Annotated in this window: 19 protein-coding genes and 1 pseudogene; 7 read left to right on the plus strand and 13 right to left on the minus strand. The window is 39.2% G+C overall.

Translation table 11 applies throughout. From position 1 onward, the window contains the following. The first annotated feature begins 232 nt into the window (after window positions 1-232). Window positions 233-2,359, plus strand: coding sequence for a prolyl oligopeptidase family protein (locus H6G41_RS20525; protein ID WP_242037992.1), 2,127 nt, complete (start codon window positions 233-235; stop codon window positions 2,357-2,359). Between the two features lie 152 nt (window positions 2,360-2,511). Here H6G41_RS20525 and H6G41_RS20530 read toward each other — a convergent pair whose 3' ends face one another. The 4 genes from H6G41_RS20530 to H6G41_RS20545 form a co-directional block, all read right to left on the minus strand. Continuing rightward, window positions 2,512-2,997 carry a YcxB family protein gene (locus H6G41_RS20530; RefSeq protein WP_190748072.1) on the minus strand — a complete coding sequence of 162 codons (486 nt, stop codon included), beginning with the start codon at window positions 2,995-2,997 and terminating at the stop codon, window positions 2,512-2,514. Between the two features lie 70 nt (window positions 2,998-3,067). Then, window positions 3,068-4,705 carry a CocE/NonD family hydrolase gene (locus tag H6G41_RS20535; RefSeq protein WP_190748074.1) on the minus strand — a complete coding sequence of 546 codons (1,638 nt, stop codon included), beginning with the start codon at window positions 4,703-4,705 and terminating at the stop codon, window positions 3,068-3,070. A gap of 154 nt (window positions 4,706-4,859) precedes the next feature. Further along, a complete protein-coding gene (locus H6G41_RS20540) occupies window positions 4,860-5,315 on the minus strand; it encodes a cupin domain-containing protein (RefSeq protein ID WP_190748075.1) in 456 nt (151 codons plus the stop codon). 55 nt (window positions 5,316-5,370) lie between these two features. Next, window positions 5,371-6,150: a cysteine hydrolase family protein gene (locus H6G41_RS20545; protein ID WP_190748076.1), complete on the minus strand. Its 780-nt coding sequence runs from the start codon at window positions 6,148-6,150 to the stop codon at window positions 5,371-5,373. A 557-nt stretch (window positions 6,151-6,707) separates the two neighbouring features. Between H6G41_RS20545 and H6G41_RS20550 the strand changes: the two genes are divergently transcribed. Then, on the plus strand, window positions 6,708-8,111 hold the full coding sequence (locus H6G41_RS20550) for an amidohydrolase (RefSeq protein WP_190748077.1): 1,404 nt from the start codon (window positions 6,708-6,710) through the stop codon (window positions 8,109-8,111). A 180-nt stretch (window positions 8,112-8,291) separates the two neighbouring features. Here H6G41_RS20550 and H6G41_RS20555 read toward each other — a convergent pair whose 3' ends face one another. From H6G41_RS20555 to psbQ, 3 genes and pseudogenes are all read right to left on the minus strand, one after another. Then, on the minus strand, window positions 8,292-9,143 hold the full coding sequence (locus tag H6G41_RS20555; RefSeq protein ID WP_190748078.1) for an alpha/beta fold hydrolase: 852 nt from the start codon (window positions 9,141-9,143) through the stop codon (window positions 8,292-8,294). 134 nt (window positions 9,144-9,277) lie between these two features. Then, a complete protein-coding gene (locus tag H6G41_RS20560) occupies window positions 9,278-10,372 on the minus strand; it encodes an FAD-binding oxidoreductase (protein WP_190748080.1) in 1,095 nt (364 codons plus the stop codon). A 164-nt stretch (window positions 10,373-10,536) separates the two neighbouring features. Continuing rightward, window positions 10,537-11,019 (minus strand): annotated as a pseudogene (gene psbQ / locus H6G41_RS20565) (photosystem II protein PsbQ); the annotation flags it as partial. Window positions 11,020-11,376: 357 nt separating this feature from the next. On the opposite strand from psbQ, the gene H6G41_RS20570 reads away from it, so the two are divergent. The 3 genes from H6G41_RS20570 to H6G41_RS20580 all read left to right on the plus strand — a co-directional run bounded on the left by H6G41_RS20570 (window position 11,377) and on the right by H6G41_RS20580 (window position 14,814). Continuing rightward, window positions 11,377-11,805, plus strand: coding sequence for a hypothetical protein (locus H6G41_RS20570; protein WP_190748084.1), 429 nt, complete (start codon window positions 11,377-11,379; stop codon window positions 11,803-11,805). Between the two features lie 451 nt (window positions 11,806-12,256). Beyond that, window positions 12,257-13,159 carry a polysaccharide deacetylase family protein gene (locus tag H6G41_RS20575; RefSeq protein WP_190748086.1) on the plus strand — a complete coding sequence of 301 codons (903 nt, stop codon included), beginning with the start codon at window positions 12,257-12,259 and terminating at the stop codon, window positions 13,157-13,159. 164 nt (window positions 13,160-13,323) lie between these two features. Next, window positions 13,324-14,814, plus strand: coding sequence for a DUF5009 domain-containing protein (locus H6G41_RS20580; protein ID WP_190748088.1), 1,491 nt, complete (start codon window positions 13,324-13,326; stop codon window positions 14,812-14,814). Window positions 14,815-15,053: 239 nt separating this feature from the next. On the opposite strand, the gene H6G41_RS20585 is transcribed toward H6G41_RS20580, so the two are convergent. The 5 genes from H6G41_RS20585 to H6G41_RS20605 form a co-directional block, all read right to left on the minus strand. Continuing rightward, window positions 15,054-16,427, minus strand: coding sequence for an alkaline phosphatase family protein (locus tag H6G41_RS20585; RefSeq protein WP_190748090.1), 1,374 nt, complete (start codon window positions 16,425-16,427; stop codon window positions 15,054-15,056). Window positions 16,428-16,512: 85 nt separating this feature from the next. Next, window positions 16,513-17,727 carry a metabolite traffic protein EboE gene (gene eboE / locus H6G41_RS20590; RefSeq protein ID WP_190748092.1) on the minus strand — a complete coding sequence of 405 codons (1,215 nt, stop codon included), beginning with the start codon at window positions 17,725-17,727 and terminating at the stop codon, window positions 16,513-16,515. Window positions 17,728-17,814: 87 nt separating this feature from the next. After that, window positions 17,815-18,750: a UbiA-like protein EboC gene (eboC, locus tag H6G41_RS20595; RefSeq protein WP_242037988.1), complete on the minus strand. Its 936-nt coding sequence runs from the start codon at window positions 18,748-18,750 to the stop codon at window positions 17,815-17,817. 48 nt (window positions 18,751-18,798) lie between these two features. After that, window positions 18,799-19,707: a TatD family hydrolase gene (locus tag H6G41_RS20600; RefSeq protein ID WP_242037989.1), complete on the minus strand. Its 909-nt coding sequence runs from the start codon at window positions 19,705-19,707 to the stop codon at window positions 18,799-18,801. Between the two features lie 36 nt (window positions 19,708-19,743). After that, on the minus strand, window positions 19,744-20,625 hold the full coding sequence (locus tag H6G41_RS20605) for an EboA family metabolite traffic protein (RefSeq protein ID WP_190748094.1): 882 nt from the start codon (window positions 20,623-20,625) through the stop codon (window positions 19,744-19,746). A gap of 518 nt (window positions 20,626-21,143) precedes the next feature. Between H6G41_RS20605 and H6G41_RS20610 the strand changes: the two genes are divergently transcribed. Continuing rightward, complete coding sequence (locus H6G41_RS20610) at window positions 21,144-22,337, plus strand: 3-dehydroquinate synthase (RefSeq protein WP_190748096.1); 1,194 nt, start codon at window positions 21,144-21,146, stop codon at window positions 22,335-22,337. 67 nt (window positions 22,338-22,404) lie between these two features. Here H6G41_RS20610 and H6G41_RS20615 read toward each other — a convergent pair whose 3' ends face one another. Next, window positions 22,405-22,806, minus strand: a complete 402-nt coding sequence (locus tag H6G41_RS20615) for a DCC1-like thiol-disulfide oxidoreductase family protein (RefSeq protein WP_190748098.1) — start codon at window positions 22,804-22,806, stop codon at window positions 22,405-22,407. Window positions 22,807-22,889: 83 nt separating this feature from the next. On the opposite strand from H6G41_RS20615, the gene H6G41_RS20620 reads away from it, so the two are divergent. After that, complete coding sequence (locus H6G41_RS20620; RefSeq protein WP_190748100.1) at window positions 22,890-23,099, plus strand: hypothetical protein; 210 nt, start codon at window positions 22,890-22,892, stop codon at window positions 23,097-23,099. Window positions 23,100-23,222 lie beyond the last annotated feature (123 nt).

Raw genomic sequence — 23,222 nt, forward strand, 5'->3', positions numbered from 1 at the left:
CAAGCCACAATTTATAATTTACATGGTCAAAGTTTCATGGACTCGACTGTTAGCTATGTTCTTGGCAACAGTCATCATTTGCCGATGGTTGCTACCTGTGGGTGTTGCTAATGCTACAATTTCCAGAAAGTTACCCTCACAGGTAGTAGTTGAGAGATTAGCAGATGCGGAAAATGGGAATAGAAACCAGTTCCGCAAAAACTACCCACGGCAAAGAGTCCCATCAAAAACTATGCTGACTTATCCACCCAGCCGCCAGAGCGATCGCGTTGATAACTACCACGGTACTTTAGTGCCAGATCCTTACCGTTGGTTAGAAAATCCTGATTCGCCAGAAACAAGAAGCTGGATTGCTGCCCAAAATAAAGTTACTTCTGCTTATTTAAATCAAATTCCTGCTCAGGAAAAAATTAGACAGCGCCTGACTAAGTTGTGGAATTATGAAAGATATAGTATCCCCTTTAAAGAAGGCGAATCTTCGGGAAATGTTTCCCAACAACGTTATTTTTATTTTAAAAATGATGGGCTGCAAAATCAAAGTGTTCTCTACACTCTGAAAAATCTTGACGAGCAACCAAAAGTTTTACTTGACCCGAATAAACTCTCAGAAGATGGTACGGTTGCCCTTTCTGGCTTAGGTATTAGTAATAATAGTCAATTTTTAGCTTATGGTCTATCTACCTCTGGTTCTGATTGGCAAGACTGGAAAGTCCGCGATATCGAAACAGGTGAAGATTTAAAAGACCACCTGCAATGGATTAAATTTTCTGGTGTTTCTTGGACAAATGATAATCAAGGCTTTTTCTATAGTCGCTACGATGAACCCCAGGATAAAAGTAAATTAGAAGCGGAAAATGCGGTCTTGGGAAAACCCCAAGAGGAGCAATTTTCCAAGACAGATGTTAATTATTATCAAAAGCTTTACTATCATCGGTTGGGTACTCCGCAATCAGAAGATATATTAATTTATCATCGCCCTGACCAAAAAGAATGGGGTTTTAGCGGTTATGTTACTGAAGATGGCAAATATTTAATTATTTCAGTTTGGTTGGGAACTGATTCTAAAAATTTAGTTTTTTATAAAGATTTAACTAATCCTCAGGCTGAAGTTGTAGAACTAATTAGTCAATTTGAAGCTGATTATAGTTTTATCGATCGCGATGATAATATATTTTATTTTCGCACAGATTTAAAAGCGCCTCGTGGCAGAGTAATTGCTATTGATATTCAAAAATCTGCACCAGAATACTGGCAAGAAATTATTGCAGAATCAGCAGAAACTTTGGAAGGAGTGAGTACACTTAATAATCATTTTGTTGCTGATTATTTAAAAGATGCTCGCAGCCAAGTCAAAATTTTTGACCTCAAGGGTAAATTTGTGCGTGAGGTAGAATTGCCGGGATTGGGTTCTATCAATGGCTTTAATGGCAAGCGCTATGATAAGGAAACTTTTTATAGTTTTACTAGCTTCACGACACCGGGTACTATCTATCGCTATGATATGGTAACGGGAAAAAGTGAAATTTTTCGGCAACCACAGGTAGATTTCAATCCCGCAGATTACGAAACTAAACAAGTTTTTTACGCGAGTAAAGATGGCACAAAAGTGCCCATGTTTATTACTCATAAAAAAGGTATTAAGTTAGATGGTAATAACCCCACCTATCTTTATGGTTATGGTGGTTTTAGTGCCTCAATGACGCCTGGTTTTTCTGTGAGTATTTTGGTGTGGATGGAGATGGGTGGTGTTTATGCGATGCCGAATATTCGCGGTGGTGGGGAGTATGGTGAAGAATGGCACCAAGCAGGAATGAAGTTGAAAAAGCAAAATGTGTTTGATGACTTTATTGCTGCGGCTGAATGGTTAATTGCTAATAAATATACTAAATCTGCAAAATTGGCGATCGCAGGTGGTAGCAATGGTGGATTACTGGTGGGTGCTTGCATGACTCAGCGTCCCGATTTGTTTGGTGCAGCTTTACCAGCGGTTGGCGTGATGGATATGTTGCGGTTTCACAAATTTACCATCGGTTGGGCTTGGACTTCGGAATATGGTTCGCCTGACAATCCAGAAGAATTTAAAGCTTTATATGCCTATTCACCACTGCACAACATTAAACCAGGTACGGTTTACCCAGCAACGTTGATTACTACCGCTGATCATGACGATCGCGTTGTTCCTGCTCATAGTTTCAAATTTGCGGCAGCTTTGCAAGCGGCTCAGGCAGGTGATGCGCCAGTACTCATTAGAATTGAGACTAAGGCTGGACATGGTGCAGGTAAACCAACTACCAAGATTATTGAGGAACTGACTGATAAGTGGGCGTTTTTGGTGCGGGTTTTGGGGATTAGGGGCTAGGGCGTGTTTTCAAAGTCGCTGTCACTACAAGGGTGCGGCTAACTCTACATAGTGTTTGCGGTACATCAATATATTCTAGAGGGCATGGCACTGCCATGCCCCTACCATCTGTTGCATTCTTTTAATTTTTTAATTTTTAATTTCTCGGAACTTCACCACAATTTAATTAGTTGTTTACCTTCTAAAAATAAATCAAATCTGTGCATATCTTTTTCTGTCTCAAAAGCAGCTACTGGTAAGTAGTGAAATTGAGCTTTTGTCATATATAAAAAATAAAAGTCACCTTTTTTGACCACTTTCATAAAATGATCGTATCTAACCTTGGTAATACTACCATCTTCAAAAAATATCGTGATGAAGTTTTCATCCATTTCGCAATACCTGCTTTGGAAATTCAAGTCAGAAGTGCGCCCTTGCAGACGGAGCCAATAAGGTACAGAAACAATATAAGCAATGAAACCCAAGAAATATAACAACCACCAATTAAATTTTTGTTGTATTATCGACAAGATAATATTGATTGCTGCTAACACTGAAAATAAAATTAAGAAGAATTTCATGCGTTTATAATAATCAACAGCAATAATGCCTCTTAATTCTTTAGGAGATATTTGAAATTGTTTTGTTTTAATTAGCATATTTTTATTTGTTATTTGTTATGGGAATGACATTCTAAATTAAAAATGCCCAATGCCCCATGCCCCATAATTAAGAAGATGCAACTACAGGTAATAAAACTTGAGAATTCGCTTCACCTCCACAACTGACGCTTAAGGTAATAATCTGAGCATTTAGCAAACTTTCGCTATTAGTGACTGGGCCAGTTCCAGAGTTCATGGGGTAGGCGGGAAAACAAGCTGCGCTCAAACTCAGGCGTAAAGCATTACCTTGAGGAATGTGGGCACAAGTTGCTTGCAGTTGAATTTTTAGCGGTGCGGGATTCTTCCCAACTGGGCAATGCAGGTAACCTTGCGTCAAATTATACACTTGCCCATGAGGATGAACTTCTGACAATATGGCACACAAATCATAACTTGAGCGATCGCTACTACAAAAGATTTCTACGATGACATTCCCTGCTATATGCAAGTCTGCTGTTAATGGTTGTGTGCTGTAGGTTAAGACATCGGAACGTAAATCTAAATGCGATCGCTCAAATACTCCTGCTGGTATGGCTGCATGACCTCCCAAAGCAGGAACAGGTCGCCAGGGGTCATGAACTAATACATCAACAGAATTGTGGCTCAAAGATTTGGCATCAGGGGTGAGGATTCCAGAATCTTCGCGGATACTGGCTAAACCTGTGGTTGACAGATAATAAGATTTTTGATTTGATACTTTCAAATTGGGGAAACTGCGCCAAATATTACTTCCCATTTCAAATAAGCAGACAGGTTGTTCTTGCAGTAAACCTGTATCTACACCTTTAAGAAATTGATCGAACCAACGAACTTGTATCTTATCTACAGGGCTAGCTGCGTTCGGGCCGAAGTCAGCATTACCGACTTTACGACCCCAAGGTAAATGTGCCCAAGGCCCGACTAATAGATGTTGCGGTGTTTGGCGACGATCTGTCATATCTTGATACAAATGCAGGGTACCGCGCAAATAAGTATCAAACCATCCCCCAATGTGGAACATCGGCAAATCAACAGATTGTAAATAGCGTTTGGGTGAAAGTTCTTGCCAATAGGCTGCATCTGCTGAGGAATTAGCCAGCCAATCATGATAAAAAGATTCAGGGGCTAGTGTTTGGAGTATTTCTGGATTAGTTAAAGGCAGATTGCGAGCAGCAGAAAATAATGCTTGATATGCTGCTTTATCTTGGCGTAAACTGGCTGTTTCTGTTGCTAATTGAATTGCCCATGCCAGATTAGTTTGAAAACAGAATGCTCCCCCTTCATAAGCCCAATCGGCATATAAATCATAGCCAATCATTGCCGGACAAATTGTTTTTAAAGCGGCTGGTTTGCTGGCGGCTGCATATAGTTGGGTCATCCCTTGATAAGAAAAGCCATACATCCCCACTTTGCCATTACTCTGGGGAAGATTCGCCGCCCAATTTACTGTATCTTCACCGTCGGCAATTTCATGACTAAATAATTTAAATTCTCCTTCAGAAGTGCCTCTTCCCCGGACATCTTGAATAACTACAATGTAACCTTGGGCTGCATACCAGTTAGGATGAGCATAGACAACAGTAGATGCGATCGCTCTCCCATAAGGTTGTCTCATTAATAATACGGGAAACTCACCCTCAGCATCGGGACGGTAAATATCTGCATCTAGGCGTACCCCATCACGGGTTTGGATTGAAGCTGTTTCCTTGGAAAGCACTTTGAACATAGAAAAATAAATATTGACAAATAAGAATCATGTAGTCCTTTATACCAATAGATATATAGGGGCGGGGTTTTCCGCCCTTAGCAATCATTCTCTTAGGTTGTGAATTATTTAATCTCAAATCTCAAATCTACAATCTCAATTTTGTAAGTTTGATTTAACAAGGCATCAAAGCATCTAATCTTCCTAGTACCGCCATATCTTCTGCATCTAACTCCATTGGTGTACCGCTACGAATTAATTCCGAAAAATCTTCATTAGGCACCATAATTGTTAATGTATACAAGCGAGTTGCACCTGTATTTTTAATTAAATGAGTACCTGTTGGCGGTACTAATAAACTATCTCCTGTTTTAATGGGAACTTTTTTACCATCACAAATAGCTACACCTTCCCCTTTTAAAACAAAAAACATTTCTACTGCCCATTGATGACGATTAGGCGGAGTTTGCCCACCGACATCAAATATTTCTACGCAACAAGTTAGGGAAGTGTTAGCATTTGCTGTATCAAAGATAATTGCTAACCGATTAGAATCATGGGGACTAATGCGGTAAACTTGATAATCTTTGGGAGATTTAATCACAGGAATTACGCAACGAGTAGCGTGCATTAATTTATCTCCTCTGAAGTTATTGATGTGCAGCAAAATTCATGAGATGGAAAACTCAAGAATTAGCATTTTGTAATGCTGTTAAAATCTCTTGGGAGCCAGTCACAAAACCGAAGCATTGTTTGACGTTGTACAACGTCGCCAACCAACAATAGTCGGGGGAAGTTGTAGCGGTACAATCTTTGACTAAAATGCAGTCATATCCTAAAAAGTTGGCGTCACATAAAGTCGCCATGACACATTGATCGGCATTGACACCAGCAAAAAATACTGTCGTCTTGCCTAAGTTGCGCAAAATACTGTCTAAGGGAGTATCCCAAAAGCCACTCATGCGATATTTATCTACATGAATATCTTCTGGTAACTGGGGGAGTTCGTCTACTACGGCTGCGGCCCAACTACCAGCCATGAGTACTTTCGCACCGTTGCTAGGTAGAGGATCGCCCAAACCTACGCCGTCGCCTGTAGGGTTGTAAACATGATGCAAGCCAGCACTGATATTGAGTAAATCGGGACGGTTACCCCAATTTAACCAAATTACTGGCACACCAGCCCGACGCAGTTGTGGTAGTAAGTTTTGTAAAGGCGTGATTGGCTTGCGGGCTGGGGTAACATCTACACCGATATGCGCTAACCAGCCATCAGGGTGGCAAAAGTCATTTTGCATATCAATGACGATTATGGCAGCTTTTGTCCAGTCAAGTCGCAGGGTTTTGGTTTCTGTCGATAAGATAGCGGGTTGTGGGGTATTTGGCGGACGAGTAATGTCTGCGATCGCCTGATTTACTGTCCAAGCATTTGGTGCAACCCCTAATGACCGCAAAGGCTGATTCATAAACTTGCAAAACCCAACACCATTTTTTCATTTGTACCCTGAAATGCACTGAGTCGGGTGATTACTTAATTAAGGTTAAAATTATTGACATTCTATCGCTGGGCATAAATACTAATACCCAATTGCAATCTAAAACGTAACATTGAAACCTACACAAGGGTCGGGAAACCCCGCTCCTACAAAAATCTTAATTACGTATCAAAACGTGGATTGGTATAAATTACTGGAATGACAATAGGCTGTACTGTCACCATTTTCAGATCATCGGGATGATCTGAAATTTTTTGCTTGATTTTAGAGAATTGGTATTAGACGAGATTTCTCTGATTTTATATGTTTGCTTATATCAATACACACGCTTGTGTGAATAGGAGACCGCTACTGTAAAGTCAGCCGATAAAGTCTCTATCTCTGAGAAGTTATATACTGAGTTACTACATTGACGCAGCAGCTACAAAACTTGACTAGCTAGATTTTTAAAGATTTTTGAAATTTTGCTACTCAAATGCTACTCATTAAGAAAGTAAAACTGTAAAACTAAGCCACTGGAAGCACTCATGAAGTTTACTATCCAGAATGTTTTGATTCCGACCGATCATGCTTATGCATTTGTTGATGTCCAGATTGTGGATGGTAAAATAACAGCGATCGCCCCAACTCTAGATGTTGTCGGCACAGCAATTGATGGTACAAATCAGCTATTACTTCCTGGTTTTGTTAATGCTCACACCCATTCTTCGGAAATGTGGCAACGGGGAGCAATTCCACCTTTACCTTTAGAATTATGGTTGGCGGAACTCTACGATTTTGCTCCCCTAGATTTAGATAAAGTTTATATCAGTGCTTTAGGAACAGCGGTAGAAACTCTCCTTTCTGGCGGTACGAGTGTTGTCGATCATTTGGTGCTCATTCCCGGACAGGAGTTTGAAACAATTGCTACTGCTGTTCGTGCTTACAAGGAAGTGGGGATTCGCGCCTTTATCGCCCCTTTAATTCAAGATGAATCCTTGACGGCGGGGATACCATCTGGAGAATCACAACAAACTCATGAGCCTTATTTTCGCTCAACTCAAGACACCCTAGACATTATAGAAGAGGTAGTCAAGCAGTTTCATAACCCCGATGAGGGTGTAAATATTTTAGTTGCGCCTACAGGTATTCAATTGTGTAGCGATGCGTTATTTACTGGGTGTATTGAATTAAGCGATCGCTATAATCTTTGTCGTCACTCTCATTTACTGGAAACCAAAGCACAGGAAAAACTCGCCCAAGAGAAATATGGTTGTTCGGCTGTGGAACATCTTTACCGCATTGGCTATTTAAGCGATCGCACTTCTTTGGCTCATTGTGTTTGGTTAAGCGATAATGATATTGCTATCCTGGCCGAAACTCAATCAACAGTCGTTCATAACCCCTTAAGTAATCTGCGTTTAGGTAGTGGAATTGCGCCACTGTTAAAATATCGCCAAGCGGGAGTAAATGTAACTTTTGGTTGTGATGGTGCTTCAAGTAATGATTCTCAAGATTTGCTAGAAGCGATTAAAATCGGCTCAATTTTACACAACGTTACAGATTTAGATTATCAGCACTGGATTACACCCAGACAAGCAGTAATCATGGCTTCTTTGGGAGGCGCAAAGGGATTAAATTTAGGCGATACACTCGGTACGTTATCTGTAGGGAAACAAGCCGATTTAGTACTTTACGATTTAACTAATTTATCTTTATTACCCCGTACCGATCCTATTGGTTTATTAGTATTCGGTAGACCTTGTAATGTGGTCAATAGTGTCTGGGTAAATGGCAATCAAATTGTCGCTGATGGCAAAGTTATGAATGTCAACGTTGATGAGTTGCGCAAAGAAATATTCAGCAACAGCCAATGGCATAGTCAACGTCCATCTTCCAGCGTTAAAAGACTTTCACCACATTATCGTCAAGTTATGGGTTTGCCAGATTAGTATTAACAATTCAAAATTCTTCTTGAAAAGTTTGCTCAAGTCGGGAGACCCGCCCACGCAACTTTTCGCAAAATTCAAAATTCAAAATTAAAGACATTTTCAGACATTCTCTTTAGATGTCTTTGCCACTGACCACTGACTACTGACAAAACTCCACCCACAAGGGGATGGAGTTTTTCATCAATGAGACTCGGCAACACGCACAAAGGGTAAAAGGTCTTGTAAAATTGTCTCGTGATAATGTTCTTGTGGGTAATGTCCCACATTATTTAATTTGACTAATTCAGCTTTGGGTACAGAATTAGTAAAAGTTTCTGCTATCTCTATAGGTAACCAAGGGTCAATCATGCCCCATTGAATTAAAATTGGTTTTTCCCATTCTTTAAACCCAGATGCAATCTCTGACATCGCTGAATCTAGTTTTATATTCCGAATAGTCGCCAGCAAACCGCGTCCAGGTGCAGAACTTTTCAAATATGGACGGCGATAAACATCTAAATCTTTATCTTCGATGCGATAACGGCTACCACCTTCTAAAGTTCTATCAACTAAAAGGGGGTCTTGAGTCATCATTTCTCCTGCTAATGGTAAACCCATTTGTTTAATTTTCCAAGGTAATTTAGCAGCAGGTGAAATAGGCGCATTTAAAATAGCTAAATTAGCAATTTTATCTTGGTTACGGAGGGCATATTGTAAACCTACAGAACCTAAAAATCCTTGGACAACTAAAGAAAACTTTTCCAGTTCTAAGGCTTGAATAAATGCTGTTAAAGCTGTAATAAATGCATCGGGAGTGTAGGCGAAATCTCGCTTTTCTGGAGTAGCTGAAAAACCATAACCAATCCAATCAGGGGCGATCGCTCTTGTTCCCTGACTAGCTAAAGCTGGTAAAATGTTACGCCAACTGTAACTTTGCGAGACTATACCATGTAGCAATACTACAGGTAATAAGTCAGTTCTACCCACTGGTTCAGCTTCTCGGTAAAACCACTCTAGAGAATTTACGGTTATTTTATGTTCTGTTATTGACACAATATCTTCCTAAAAAGTCATTAGTAGGGGCGGGTTTATTTGGATCTTTGTAAATAAATGAGGATATCGGTGAACCCGCCCTGACATTGGTCATTTGTATTTTGACCAATGCCCCATGCCTTATGCCCCATGCCCTATGCCCCATTCCCCATGCCCATCATCTCACGAATTGCATAAGCTGTTGCGGGTGCGAGTAAAACGCCGTTGCGATAATGTCCGGTAGCTAGAAGGACATTATTAAACCCTGGTAATTTACCAATCACAGGGGCAGGGCGTCCTTCGGGGCGGGGGCGTAAACCCGACCAAGTGCGGGTAATATTGGCTTGGGCTAATTCGGGACAAAATGCGATCGCCTGTTGTCTCACTGATGCCAATAATTCTTGATTGGGTGGTATTTCATCCCTATCGCTAGGAAATTCCACTGTAGCGCCGATCCAGTAGTCGCCACCGCCCACAGGGACGATATGCACATCATTACCCGTAATTGCTGGCTGAAACTCTGGATTTCCTAGAGGATGTTCTAAATGTACTTGTAATGCTTGCCCCAATACCGGGCGGATATCGACTTTTTGATTTAATTGGGCTGTCAATGGCGTGGAACCCAATCCAGCCGCAACAACAAACCAATCAGCAGCGATTTTACCAGCTGTTGTATCTAATTCCTGGCACAATGGCTCTGAGGCGTGGCTATCTAACACAGTGACGCCAAATTGAAAGCTAACGCCATTGTGTTGGGCAGCCTCAACTAAAGCTAATGTTAATACTGTGGGGTCAAGTTGGCGGTCTTGTGGAGAGTAGACCGCACCAATTAAATTTTTTGCATCTATCTGTGGGCAGAGATTTTGCAGTTTCGCCTTGTCCCAAATTTCCAATTGCCAACCTTGAGATTGACGAATTTTTACCAAATTTTCTTTATCAGCTAAATCTTCCCCTTCTAAGCATAAACTGAGGATTCCTTGACGGTTGAAGGGAATTTTGCGTTTAGCGATCGCTTCTAATTCGGGTATGAGGGTTTCATAACGTTGGATGCTAGTTTGTCGCAATTGCCAAGCCTTACCCTTAACTTTCTGGCTAATTACCCCCATTAATACACCTAGCGCCGCACCTGTGGAAGCTTGTGCAGGTGGTTGACTATCCAAAACCGTGATTTTCAGTCCTTTAACCAGACTGAGTTCATAAGCGATCGCTGCTCCAACTACACCACAACCGATAATAACTACATGATTCATAACTTATAACTCGATCCAAAAGTAAGGAGTTAGAAAGTTTTGCTTCCTAACTCCTCACTCATAACTTATATAGCAATCCTATTTCAGTTGTGCAAAATATCGATTTTGACAGTCAACAGCGCCGCACTGAAGCTCTGTCGAAGTGTCAACCATCAACAGATTGCTTACGATGCGCTGCTGGTTTCCGGAACCAGTTCCAAGAATTTACCAAGATCTGCAATAGCCTCAGCATAATTATTCAAGGCAACTAGGCTATTACCATCACTAGCAGCTTGATCGATTTTCACCAGATGATCAAACAAATCCCGTGCTATCTGACGCGCTTGAGGTTGAGTTTGGGGTAAGAGGTTGGGAATTACATAAGTCATGTTTAACCGAGCTTCTGCTATAGGCCCGTGTATAAAATTACCTACATAAATCCAATCTTTACGTTCGATGAGGTTTTTCAATTCTGCTGCGCGATCGCGCACAGCCTTAATCTCTGGCACATAAGTCTGGATTTTCGTCAGTTGTGCTGTTGTATAAGTAGGAGGAGCCTTAGCTACAGTAGGACTACTACAACTGATGAGGAATGTTGCCAATAATACTAAAACCAATGACAAAAGAGAGCGTTGACGCGACATATCTAGAAAAAATTTGCTGTTTGTTTGCCGACTAACAGTGTAATTTTATATTGCGACGGTAATATATATCTCCTACCAACAAAGGATTTTCGGAGAAATTTTTGGATATTTAGGTTTTATTTTTTCAAAACGGCTCATTATCTTCTGTAATTTTGAAAAAAAATTAAGTATAATTACCCAAGATGAGTTACCTTGTCTAAAAATTAGAAGAAATAGCAGTTTTTGGCGGTTATTGTAAACAATGATTGTTAGGAAAGCATCATTTAGAGTTGCGAAATCCTAAAAGACCTTGATAAGCTGAAACACAAATACCATAAACCTTCTGGCGGTTTCCTGTCTTTACATTTCCCGTAAGCCGATGCAATATAGGAGTGTTTTTTCGTGAACGCATCTGAACAAGCGACTAACCTTGAACTCGCCAGCAAGATTGCTACGGTAGTTAATTTGTTTAAATTAGAGTTTCCGGATGCAAAATCGGATCTCAAACCTTGGAAGAACGATCCAGAAACAAGGGAGTTAGTCGATCCAGATTCTATAGATATTGGCTTTCACTTTCCGGGGATTAGCAAATCTTGGCGCAGTCGTAGCGTCTTGATTCAAATCCGATTTTATCAAGACCCTGTAAGTAATTTGCGGCGCGCGATCGGCATAGAAGTAGCTGCATTCGATCATCGCGGTGAAGCTTGGCGACTTTCTACCATAGATAACTGGAGTATTGTGGGTACATCTAAACCTTCTTCCCACATTGAAGACAAGCTAAAACAAATTTGTCGCCAAATTCTTGAGGTATTTAATAAATCAGCCGCTTAGTTATTTTATTGCCTAGTTTTCCTAATATTAAATTGTTATTATAGCCTGTTAAGATTTGACGTTAACAAAGTGTAACTTAACCTTGTGATTATAGTTAGCATTGTGCTGCTAAAATTTATTTGACAAAATTTATTTCTTAAAGCACAATCCTTCCTATATTTGCCGAAGACCCTTCGTGCTAGTGGTCGGTTTTAGGACTTTTGATAAGTTCGTAGTCAGCACTAAAGTGCTGGAAATTTATCTCACTACTAACTTACAAAAAAATCTAAATATTTTATCTAGAATTTAAACCCAAAATTTATCAATATTTATGTTAGCTTTGTCAGTCTGCAAGATGTGTATAACATCATAATCTCATAGCGGAAAAAACTAATATATTTTCATATTTGTGATGAATCTTATAGAGAATTATTTTACAGTAGACGATTCATTCTTAATTAATTAAGCAACAATGTATTTGAGATTCAAAATCCATAAATTCAAAGCAAAACCCAAATTTGATTTGCAATTAATTGCTTTATATCTGATTGCTTTATTTTTTACTATTATTTTACTTTTGTCTTATATAACTGCACCGAGAATACCTCTTTTAGGATTTCATGGAATTGTTGATTTAAATCATCCAAACTTTGGCATCATCAACAATCCCATAGCCCAGAAAATGTCTTATAACATGCAAGACTTAGAAAAACTTTTAGAGTATTTAGTCCGGAATAATTATTGGTTTTTATCTACTCAAGATTTATATGATTACTTTATCGAGCGCCACCGAGCAATACCTGAAGAATATGTAGGTAAAAAACCGATAATGTTAAGCTTTGATGACAGCTATAAAACTGTTTATACTAATATAATTCCGGTTTTAGAAAGATTAGAACAAGAATTTAATCAAAAGATAAAAATAGTTTTATTTGTGAATCCGGGTACATTATCTAAATCTCATCCGCTATCGACAACTTATCTAAGCTGCGAAGATTTAAGAGATGGATTCGCCAAGGGATTTTATGATATTCAATCGCATGGACAAAGCCACAAAAATTTAGTTAAATTAACTATTCCTGAATTAGATCGAGAACTTGCTCAAGCGCAAACGCAACTGAGAGAATGTATGGCTGGATTAGCACCACCAAAAGAGATTGCAAGACACATTGCATATCCCTATGGTTCGATGAATTCTCTAGTAGAAACCCATGCAGCTAAATATTATCAATCAGGTTATCTTTATAACAGCACAATTTTCAGGTTCCGTTGGTTGCAAGATAAATATCGGATTTCTCGCCTCACGGTAAATCGAGCCAAATCAACAAAAAGATTGATTCAGATGGCTACTCGCTCTTTTATTATTTCTAAGTAGTCATTTGTGACTTACCTTATATAGCAATCTCTTTAGGAGTAATAAATATTTATTTATCTTCCTTGTCTTCCTTGTTTCCCTTCTTCTACCCTCTGCCTTCATACACTAACTTACTTTCACAAATAATTTAAGGCTGCTATACTAAATTTCCTGATATTCAGGTAATGACATTGACTCAGGAAATTAACATTACTCCCACCACAAATGTCAAACGCGCTGATGCTTTAGATGCATTGCGAGGATTGGCAATTTTAGCGATGGTTCTTTCCGGCACAATCCGCTATAAGATTTTGCCAGCATGGATGTATCATGCACAAGAACCACCCCCTACTCATGTTTTTAATGCTCAGATTGCTGGCTTAACTTGGGTAGATGTAGTATTTCCCTTATTTTTATTTGCAATGGGTGCGGCGATTCCTTTAGCACTATCACGTAGGCTTGCTCAAGGTTGGAGTAATTCCAGAATTATTTTATATATCTTAAAGCGTGGCTTAATGTTAGCAGCTTTTGCGATTATTCTCCAACATCTTCGCCCGTTTACTATCAACAAAAACCCAACTCCAGAAACATGGTATCTAGCAATGTTAGGGTTTGGCTTGCTATTTTTAATGTTTGGAAATTGGGCGATTTTAGGAAGATGGCGTAAATATGTCGTGTGGCTGAATGTAGCAGGATTTATTGCAACAATTGCTATCATTTCCCAACTGCCATATGCTGGTAAAGGATTTTTACTAGAGCGTAGCGACCCCATATTAATGGTATTAGCAAATATGGCTGTTTTCGGGTCGTTAGCTTGGTTGTTTACGCGCTCTAATTTGCTGTTACGTTTGGGATTATTGGGCTGTTTAATTGCTTTGCAGTCATCCGCCACTATTGATGGGTGGGTAAAAGATTTATGGACAGCTTCATCTGTGCCAATTTTGGGATATAACTTCAGTTTTGGTTGGATATTTCAATTTTATTATTTGAAGTATCTGTTTATTATTATTCCTGGGACTATTATCGGAGAGTTGATATTAAACTGGCTACAAAAAAGTAATCAATCTGCGGAAATATCAGAAAATCAGCAAGTTTTAGCTGCTCGGAATACACAGCGTTTATTGCTGATTATTCTATCTATGCTGATGATTTGCTTAGTCTTACTGGTAGGATTACAAGGGCGTTGGGTATGGCAAACAACCCTAGTAAGTGCAGCGATTTGTGGCGCAAGTTGGTTATTATTAGCGCATCCAGAAGATGAGATAAATAATTTGCTGAAGCAATTTTATCAATGGGGATTTTATTGGTTATTACTGGGCTTATTTTTTGAGCCGTTCCAAGGGGGAATTCATAAAGACCCTTCTACCTATAGTTATTATTTTATAACTACTGCGATCGCAATTTTTTTACTGATGATTTTTACCATTTTAATTGATATCTTTGGGCAGAATAAATGGCTGCAATTATTAATTGATAATGGGCAAAATCCCATGATTGCTTATGTAGCCTTTGCTAATCTGCTTTGGCCTATCTTACAACTAACAGGTATGGAAGATTGGATTATTGCTAATACAACCACGCCTGTGATGGGAGTAGTTAAAGGAATTGCTACGACTTTACCTATCGCACTGTTTACTAGTTTATGTACCCGCCTCAAGCTATTTTGGAAAACTTAAGATATGTTGCACATATAAATGGGCATTGGGCATTGGGCATGGGAAAATTGATGTAATAGGCGTAGGTTGGGTTGAGGAACGAAACCCAACACCAAGGAGGCTTTGTTGGGTGGAGCGTAAGCGAAACCCAACCTACAATTATCCTTAACTGAACTCAATAGGCTCAAAACCTTAAATTTTTAATAGTATGTCGGTGCGTTGCGCTGCGCGACAACACACCCTACTGTGCTGACTAGAAATTAAGCCTTTAAATGCTGGAGAATTAAAGAGCAAACATCAGTTGCATCAATTAATTCTTCATTGAATAAATGAGTTTGCTGGCTAATAAACATTGGCCCCTCATTTGGGGAAGTTGTTACACAACCGTGAGAACCACGCACTAAGGAAGCATCGAGAGGAATTACATCCATTAGGTAGCGAAAACCTAATTTTTTCTGCAACAGCTTAGAAGCGATTTTTAATTTTGGAAGTTTCAGTTGCGGATCGAGAAAAAGCTCTACCGGATCGTAACCTGGTTTGCGGTGAATATCTACAGTTCGTGCAAAATCAGGAGCTTTTGCATCATCCAGCCAATAGTAGTAGGTAAACCAAGCATCCGATCGCGCGATCGCTACTAACTCACCAGATCGGGGATGATTAAGATGATAGGCTTGTTTTCCCTCTTCATCCAATACTTGCGCTACCCCTTCCGTTTTCTCTAGCAAATCGCGCACTTTCGGAATATACGCCGCATCGTTAACATATACATGGGCTATTTGATGATCCGCAACTGCAAACGCAATACTCGCACCAGGATCGAGTAATTCTCGCCCTAACTCTTCCCTCACAGCAATTAAACCATTATTTCTGAGTACACGGTTCAAATCTACCGCTTGAGAGACTGGAGTAATCCCATATTCAGAAAGAATAATTACTTGCGTATTTCTAGCTTGATAATAATTAATTAAATCGCCACATACAGCATCAATTTCTTGTAAATCTTTTTGAATCTGCTGTTTATCTTGCCCAAATTTTTGTAAACAGTAATCTAAATGGGGTAAATAAATTAATGTTAGGGTAGGTTTGTAGCGTTCCTCAATCCATTTTGCTGAATTCGCAATCCATTCGCTAGAAACAATTGAGGTATTTGGCCCCCAGAAATTAAATAAAGGGAATTGACCTAAATCTGATTGAATTGACTCGCGAATATTGGCAGGATATGTATAAATATCCGGTAGCTTTCTGCCATCTGCGGGATACATTGGTCGCGGTGTAATGGCATAGTCTACAGAAGAGTACATATTGTACCACCAAAAAAGGTTAGCACAAGTAAAATCAGGGTCAATAGATTTAGCAATTTCCCAAATTTTTGGAGACTGCACTAATTTATTGGATTGTCGCCAAAATTTAATTTCACAATCATCGCGGAAATACCAGCCATTAGCCACAATTCCATGTTCATTAGGCAATTTACCTGTTAAATAAGTAGCCTGTACAGAACAAGTTACCGCAGGTAATATGGGTTTAATTGGTAATATTTGACCTTTGGCAGCCCAAGCAGATAAGAATGGTGTATTTTCTCTGATTAAATTGGGTGATAAGCCGACGACATTGATAACAACTGTTTTTTGCATTTGTTTAATGAACTGTTAAATATTATTAATAGCTTTTCTCGATATCGATGGGGCATAGCATTGCCATTCCCCTACATTTTTAATCCTATAAATTGCTTAATACCCAGTCATATTCACGCTGAATAGAAGTTAAAATATCTATTTTCATTTCTGCTGGTAATACATCCCATGTATAAGTTTCAATTTCGAGATGTTGACAAGCATGATTTTGTTGGAGTAAATGCAAAATCGTCACAATATCATCTTGGGTAGACTGCAAAATTTGATAATCGCGGATGAAAATCGGCACATGAAAATGAGTCCGCCATTCTTCAGCTTGGGATTGTGTTAATTGCGGTAATGCGTTGATTAAATCAGGATAATGATATAGTGTTCCGTCATGGCGACGTTCTATTACTTGATGGAGATAAGTAGATTCAGCAAAAGGTTGTAAGCGTTCAACTATTACACTACGTTGTTGAATATCCGATGGTATTTTTACCTGAATTGCGGCACTAATTTGAATTTTACCAATTTTAATGCCTGCTGCTTTTAAGGATGTAAATACAGATTCGGGCTGCTCGTATTCTACGGAAAAATGGCAAGTGTCATAACAAATTCTTACATGGTCAAGTAATTTAGTTTCGGCTAAACTATGTGAAATATTTAATTTTTCTGCTAAATAATTACCAGCAATGGGTAATAACCAATTTTGATAAAAGGCTATAACTTCTGAGGTATTCTCTATTAAACCATCAGGTTCAGGTTCTAAATCAATATGTAATAACTTACCTGTGGCTTGCTGAATACCTATCATTTCCGCAACAACGGCGGCGATATTTAAACAACTACTCTTAAAAACTTTATCTTGCTTTTCTTCTGCTTCTAACCACCAAGGTTTATATGACAAAGGTAATGTAGAAATTCCCCCATCTAAACTTTCAGGTAATAAAGCCGCTAAAATTTTGGTTAAGTTTAAAGTATATTCTACCCGTTCTTGATTTGACCAATCTGGTGCATAAACTTGGTCTTTGACAACTTGTCGGTGAAATCCCCCATAAGGAAAACCATTTAAGGTGAAAACATATAAATCTTGTTGATTTAGCCAAGTTTGAAATTGAGCTAAATTACTCCCATTTAAAAGTTGCTTGGCGGCTGTATCTGCTAGTCTTAAGCCAATTCCAAACGATGCTTGTGGTGATAGCCGTTGTTTGAGTTCGGGAATATATTTTTGTAGATTTACAAAAACTTCTGACCAACTTTCACCAGGATGAATATTTGTGCAATAAGTGAGGTGAAAGTTATGATTTGCAATTTTCATTTATAAATTACTATTTTGTTGATAATTATGTGGAAAAGGTGAATACTTTTTGGTGCGTTGCGCTGCGCGACAACACACCCTACAAATTTAGGTAACAGCAAATATTTTGGCGAATGATAGGGAAATTGGCATGAGAAGTAGCACTAATAAGCCGTAAGCTAAACCAGCAAAACCAGACGCGATTGTTGCATCTAAAATAATTAGAGATAACACACCGACTTTGACAGCATTTCTGATTTTTTCAGGGACTGGTTCGTGGGCTGCTTGAATAAAATTAGGTAATACTCGTACTGCTAATAAAGCAGCAAATGGTAATGCAGAAATTACTGTATATTCTGTGAATAATCCTAAACTTAAAACTGCTGTTAATACTATGGCAATTAAAATGACTGCTATGACTCCGGTAATCTTTTTACCACCATGAACTTCTCCTTGGCTAATTGCGGTGATAGCAGCTATATAAAGTATAGGAATTATTGCTAAATACCAACGTTCTAAAATAATTGCAGGTACAGCACTGACACCTAATAATAAATTGCTTCCACGACATAAGCCCATATTCAAAGGGCCAAAAAAAGGATGATGTTTGGCGAGGGAATCGTATAATAATGCTGCACAGGTAATGAAGATTGCGATCGCTAAACTCAACCCTGATACTTGAGACGCTGCAAAAAGCGCGATCGCAAATAATATCATCCCCAATAAAGCCGCATTCTCTCGTGACACCCTACCGCTAGGAATCGCCCTCGATGGGCGTTCCTGTTTATCTAATTCCGCATCAAATACATCGTTAAAAACGATACCACCACCATATAAACCAGTGGTAGCCAATAATAACCAGGATAGAGTCACTAAATTAGGAGTATTTCCTGGATTATTGATTAATTCCGCAGAAATTACGCCCAAACCAGAAGCAGCAAAACCAACTAAAATATCCGCCCAAGCTGTAACAATATTTGCTGGGCGCATCAACTCTAAATACCCGCGCCACCTGGGAAAATTTAAACTTGTAATGTTTGTCATTTGTCAATTGTTAGTTGTCAGTTGTCAGTTGTCTCCCTTCCTTCCCTCCTACTCAATCAACACATAGTCTGCTACTGACTTAATTCCTGGTTCCTGTCCGCGAAGTACTGAGTTACCATTAAACATCTGAGATTGGTCGGTAGATGGCGCATTCAGCCAATCTGATGCTTGCATTTGCCCTGTTTGACTGTAGGCTGCGAGGGCGTTTTCGTAGCAAACTGCTTGTACGTATTCTTCCGGTATGCCCATGTCTAACATTAAACGCGCAGTTTTCGGGACTGCTAAAGGATCGCTGACACCCCAGTCGGCGCTACTATCGACAATGATGCGGTTACTTCCATACTGACGGACAATTTCTACCATCCGGGCGTTACCCATCTTGGTTTTGGGGTAAATTGTGAAAGCCGCCCAAAAGCCTCGCTTTAATACTTCTGCAACGGTTTCTTCGTTGTTGTGATCGATAATTACTTGCGTAGGATCTAGCCCATATTCAATACAGCGATCCATACTGCGGCTAGCACCCTCTTTTTTATTACGATGTGGGGTATGAATCAATACCAGCATATCGAGTTCTTTAGCGAGGGCTAATTGCTGACAAAAGTATTTATCTTCGGCTTCTGTCATGTCGTCATAGCCAATTTCCCCAATGGCGACAACACCTTCTTTACAAGCATAAAGCGGTAACAATTCCATCACTTCTGCGGCTAAGGCTTCGTTATTTGCTTCTTTGGGGTTGAGTCCAATGGTGCAATAATGTTGAATGCCGAATTGACTAGCGCGAAAGCGTTCCCAGCCTACCAAGCTGCTAAAGTAATCTTTGAACGAACCCGCTGTTGTCCGGGGTTGTCCTAACCAGAAGGATGGTTCAATAACTGCGACAATACCGTATTCCCGCATGATCAGGTAATCATAAGTTGTACGGGAACACATATGAATGTGAGGATCGATAAACATCATAAATAGTTGAATATTCCTAATTTCAAAGCTTGATAATTATTTGCAGATTGGTAGGCGATCGCGGTTAAAATTACTCCAAGTTAATTCGCCTCTTTGAATGGCTGAGTGCAATTGTGGATATAAAGACAGCAGCCTTTGCGCTTCTGGTAAAGAGGATTCAGAACAAGCTAATGCGGCTGCTTGTTGTTCTATCATGTTGCCATTTGCCAAAACTTTGGCTAAATCTGCAATAATTTCACTATCGGCAAATTTGCCGACTGGTCGCCATAGTTCTGGCGATACTTGGCGTTTAGCAGCCCAACGTTCATGGGCATAGTTTACCAACATCCTTGCTAATTCGGGATTGGCGCGCCGATCTAAACCATATATTAAATGCAAAGGACTACCGACAAATAAAGCCTTTAGCACCATTTGATTCCAAGCAATATTATCTAAATAATCTGCTGGATAGGGGTTGCGTAAAGCGATCGCATTGAACACATTAACCATGTTACTGCGAATACCTTCCGCAGCCCGTTGGCTGTGTAATTCTGGATGAGGCAGTAAAGGTAAACTTTGATACAAAGCTACCAATTCTCTCATATCCGCACTACTGAAAACTTTATCAAGCGATCGCAAATAATCCTCAGGGCGATCTTTAGGTAAAGCTAGTACCAAAAATGTCCGCCCAGCTTGATCTACAGTCCAATCGCCAGGAAACCAGCCAGGAACTAAATCCTGGGCTGTGGTTAAGTCTGGGGATGTTAACTTTAATTTATCTTTACCTAAATAACGTGGTACAGCACTGAAGGCTGTAAAAAATACCCTCTCAGGCGCACCGTTAGCAATATCTGTCTGCTTTTGTTCCAGCCAAGTCAGTGCTTTTGAAGACACAGACTGTGATAGCCAACAATATAACAATTTTTTTACATTACTCATGAATTCATACAAATAATTACTTAAATTTTTGATGTAACAAACTCTGTGTAACAAACTCAAGGTAAAGGTTTACTCAAGTAATGGTTAAGTTTAGGTTAAAAACAGGAAAAATATTAACTCTTTAAAAAACATGGTTAGTGTGTGAAATTTTCTTGTTTAAAACTTTATTGAATCTCTAATAATTTGGGAAATTTCAAGAAGATAATATAAAGATGCGGTAATCAACCGGGCAATTATCAAGTCACTTTATATAGAATACGGTTACCCCTAAATTCAATATTGGTATTTACAACCAATCTCACAATTAAATTTAGAGCCGCAATTAAAGTAATAAACAATATGATTTTGACTGCATCTACTAGCCAGATGTGGCTAAATTTGGGCATTAAAAATCTGTGTTATTAGCATGTTTTAGCGGTTAACTTTATTAACAATTCATCTAATTACAAACCTGCAATTATTTAGAAATTTTAAAAGTAATTGCACAAAACTATTTCTCCAGAGAGCCAAAAGTAAACATGTTGATTACAGATAATAGTCCAGTTAGCCTGAAGCCAATTCAGCAATCTGTTCACGTCACCTTTAATTATGATGTTCATTTTACTCATGGGTTGTTTGAATTAGACAATCCTTTACTCGCAGAAGTGATTGCTGGATATGGTGAGATAACGCCTAAGAAAGTTCTCGCGGTAGTAGATGCAGGATTGTTACAATACCATCAAGATTTAGTCAATAAAATATCTAATTATGCCCATTTCTACGAAGATATTATTAATTTAATAGAGCAACCTATTATTATTCCTGGTGGCGAATTAGTTAAAAACGAACCAAAATTTGTCGAGCAAATCCATAAATTAATTGATGCTGGTGGAATATGTCGTCACTCTTATGTGTTAGCTATTGGTGGCGGTGCATTTTTAGACATGGTAGGATATGCCGCAGCCACTGCCCACAGAGGAATTCGCCTGCTAAGAGTACCGACTACAGTATTAGCACAAAACGATTCTGGTGTAGGAGTAAAAAACGGTATTAACGCCTTTGCTAAGAAGAATTTTTTGGGTACTTTTGCCCCTCCTTATGCAGTATTGAATGACTTGAATTTTCTCACCAGTCTTGACGATCGCGATTGGCGAGCGGGAATTGCCGAGGCGGTGAAGGTAGCATTAATTAAAGATGCCGATTTCTTTCATTTCATAAGAATTTATGCTGAAGAATTAGCATCTCGTGACATGAAGTTGATGGAAAGGGTAATCTATCGCTGTGCCCAGTTGCACTTAGAACATATTGCTAACAGTGGCGATCCCTTTGAAAAAGGTTCATCCCGTCCGTTAGATTTTGGACATTGGGCGGCGCATAAATTAGAACAAATTACCAATTACAAATTACGTCACGGCGAAGCGGTAGCAATTGGTATTGCTTTAGATATTACCTATTCTTATTTAATTGGGTTACTGTCACAATCGGAATGGCAAAATATTCTCGTGACGCTCAAAAAATTAGGATTTATTTTGTACTTACCTGCACTTACAGAGCAATTAGAGCAACCAAATCATCCCTATAATTTATTTAGGGGTTTAACAGAATTTCGCGAACACTTAGGTGGAAAGTTAACTATTACTCTGCTGCAAGGCATTGGCCAAGGAATAGAAGTTAATCAGGTAGATTTATCTATTTATAAACAAGCCGTTTATATGTTGAAAGATTGGGTATAGAATCCCTGAATGTTGACAGTTGACAGTTGACAATTGACTGTTAACAGTCAACAACTAAATTTATTATTTACTTACAACTACCATCAACACAAAATGAGGATTGATAGGTACTAGAACGCTTGCCAAAGATAGTATAGCGATTATCGCGGATTTGTTCGTAAAAGCGATCGCCTGCCCATTTCACCCCAGGTAAAGCGCGATAAGCATCGACAAATATACTTCCTAACGGTAATAAACGGCCAATTTCTTCTGCGGCGTTACTACCTTGCCAACGTTTTTGGGGTGCATCTGCATCAATTAAAATCATCCCTTGTTCGCATTCTTGGGGCGTAATCCCAAATTTAGCGAGTGTTGGCTCATCTTGCATCGGACTGTAACGAAACAGCTTGCCTTGATCTAAGCTCTCTAACAATTGCACTAATGTAACGCAGAGATTGCAGTTGCCATCGTAAATCACATAGTAATTCATCAGCTTAATTTCTACCCTCAGACGTAGATATGGTTTTCTTTCAAGGCTGGGTGCTTGAGGATTTGCATTTAGCTTAACGTTTTTTGCTGCTAGGGAACACTGCTGATGGTAGTGTTGTGTTATGCGATCGCCTCAACACCCCACCTCACCCATGCAAAACCCACTCCGGTAATAATCGCCACTTTACTGTCTCATCTACCTATCGCGATGAATTAACCGTTGATGACTACAATGATTTGATATCCTATCTAAATCAACCTCACCATCCCATCCCCATACAGAATACTGAGTAATTAATATATACAACGGCAAGAAATAACTTCAAAATTTAGCTCCTAAGTCAATACAGGAACCCCCAAAAACCAGTTACAATTGAAATTCTGTAAAATTTCCAGACATCAGCTGTTCCAAGATTC

The organism is Tolypothrix sp. FACHB-123 (genome assembly GCF_014697075.1).
Taxonomy (GTDB): domain Bacteria; phylum Cyanobacteriota; class Cyanobacteriia; order Cyanobacteriales; family Nostocaceae; genus Aulosira.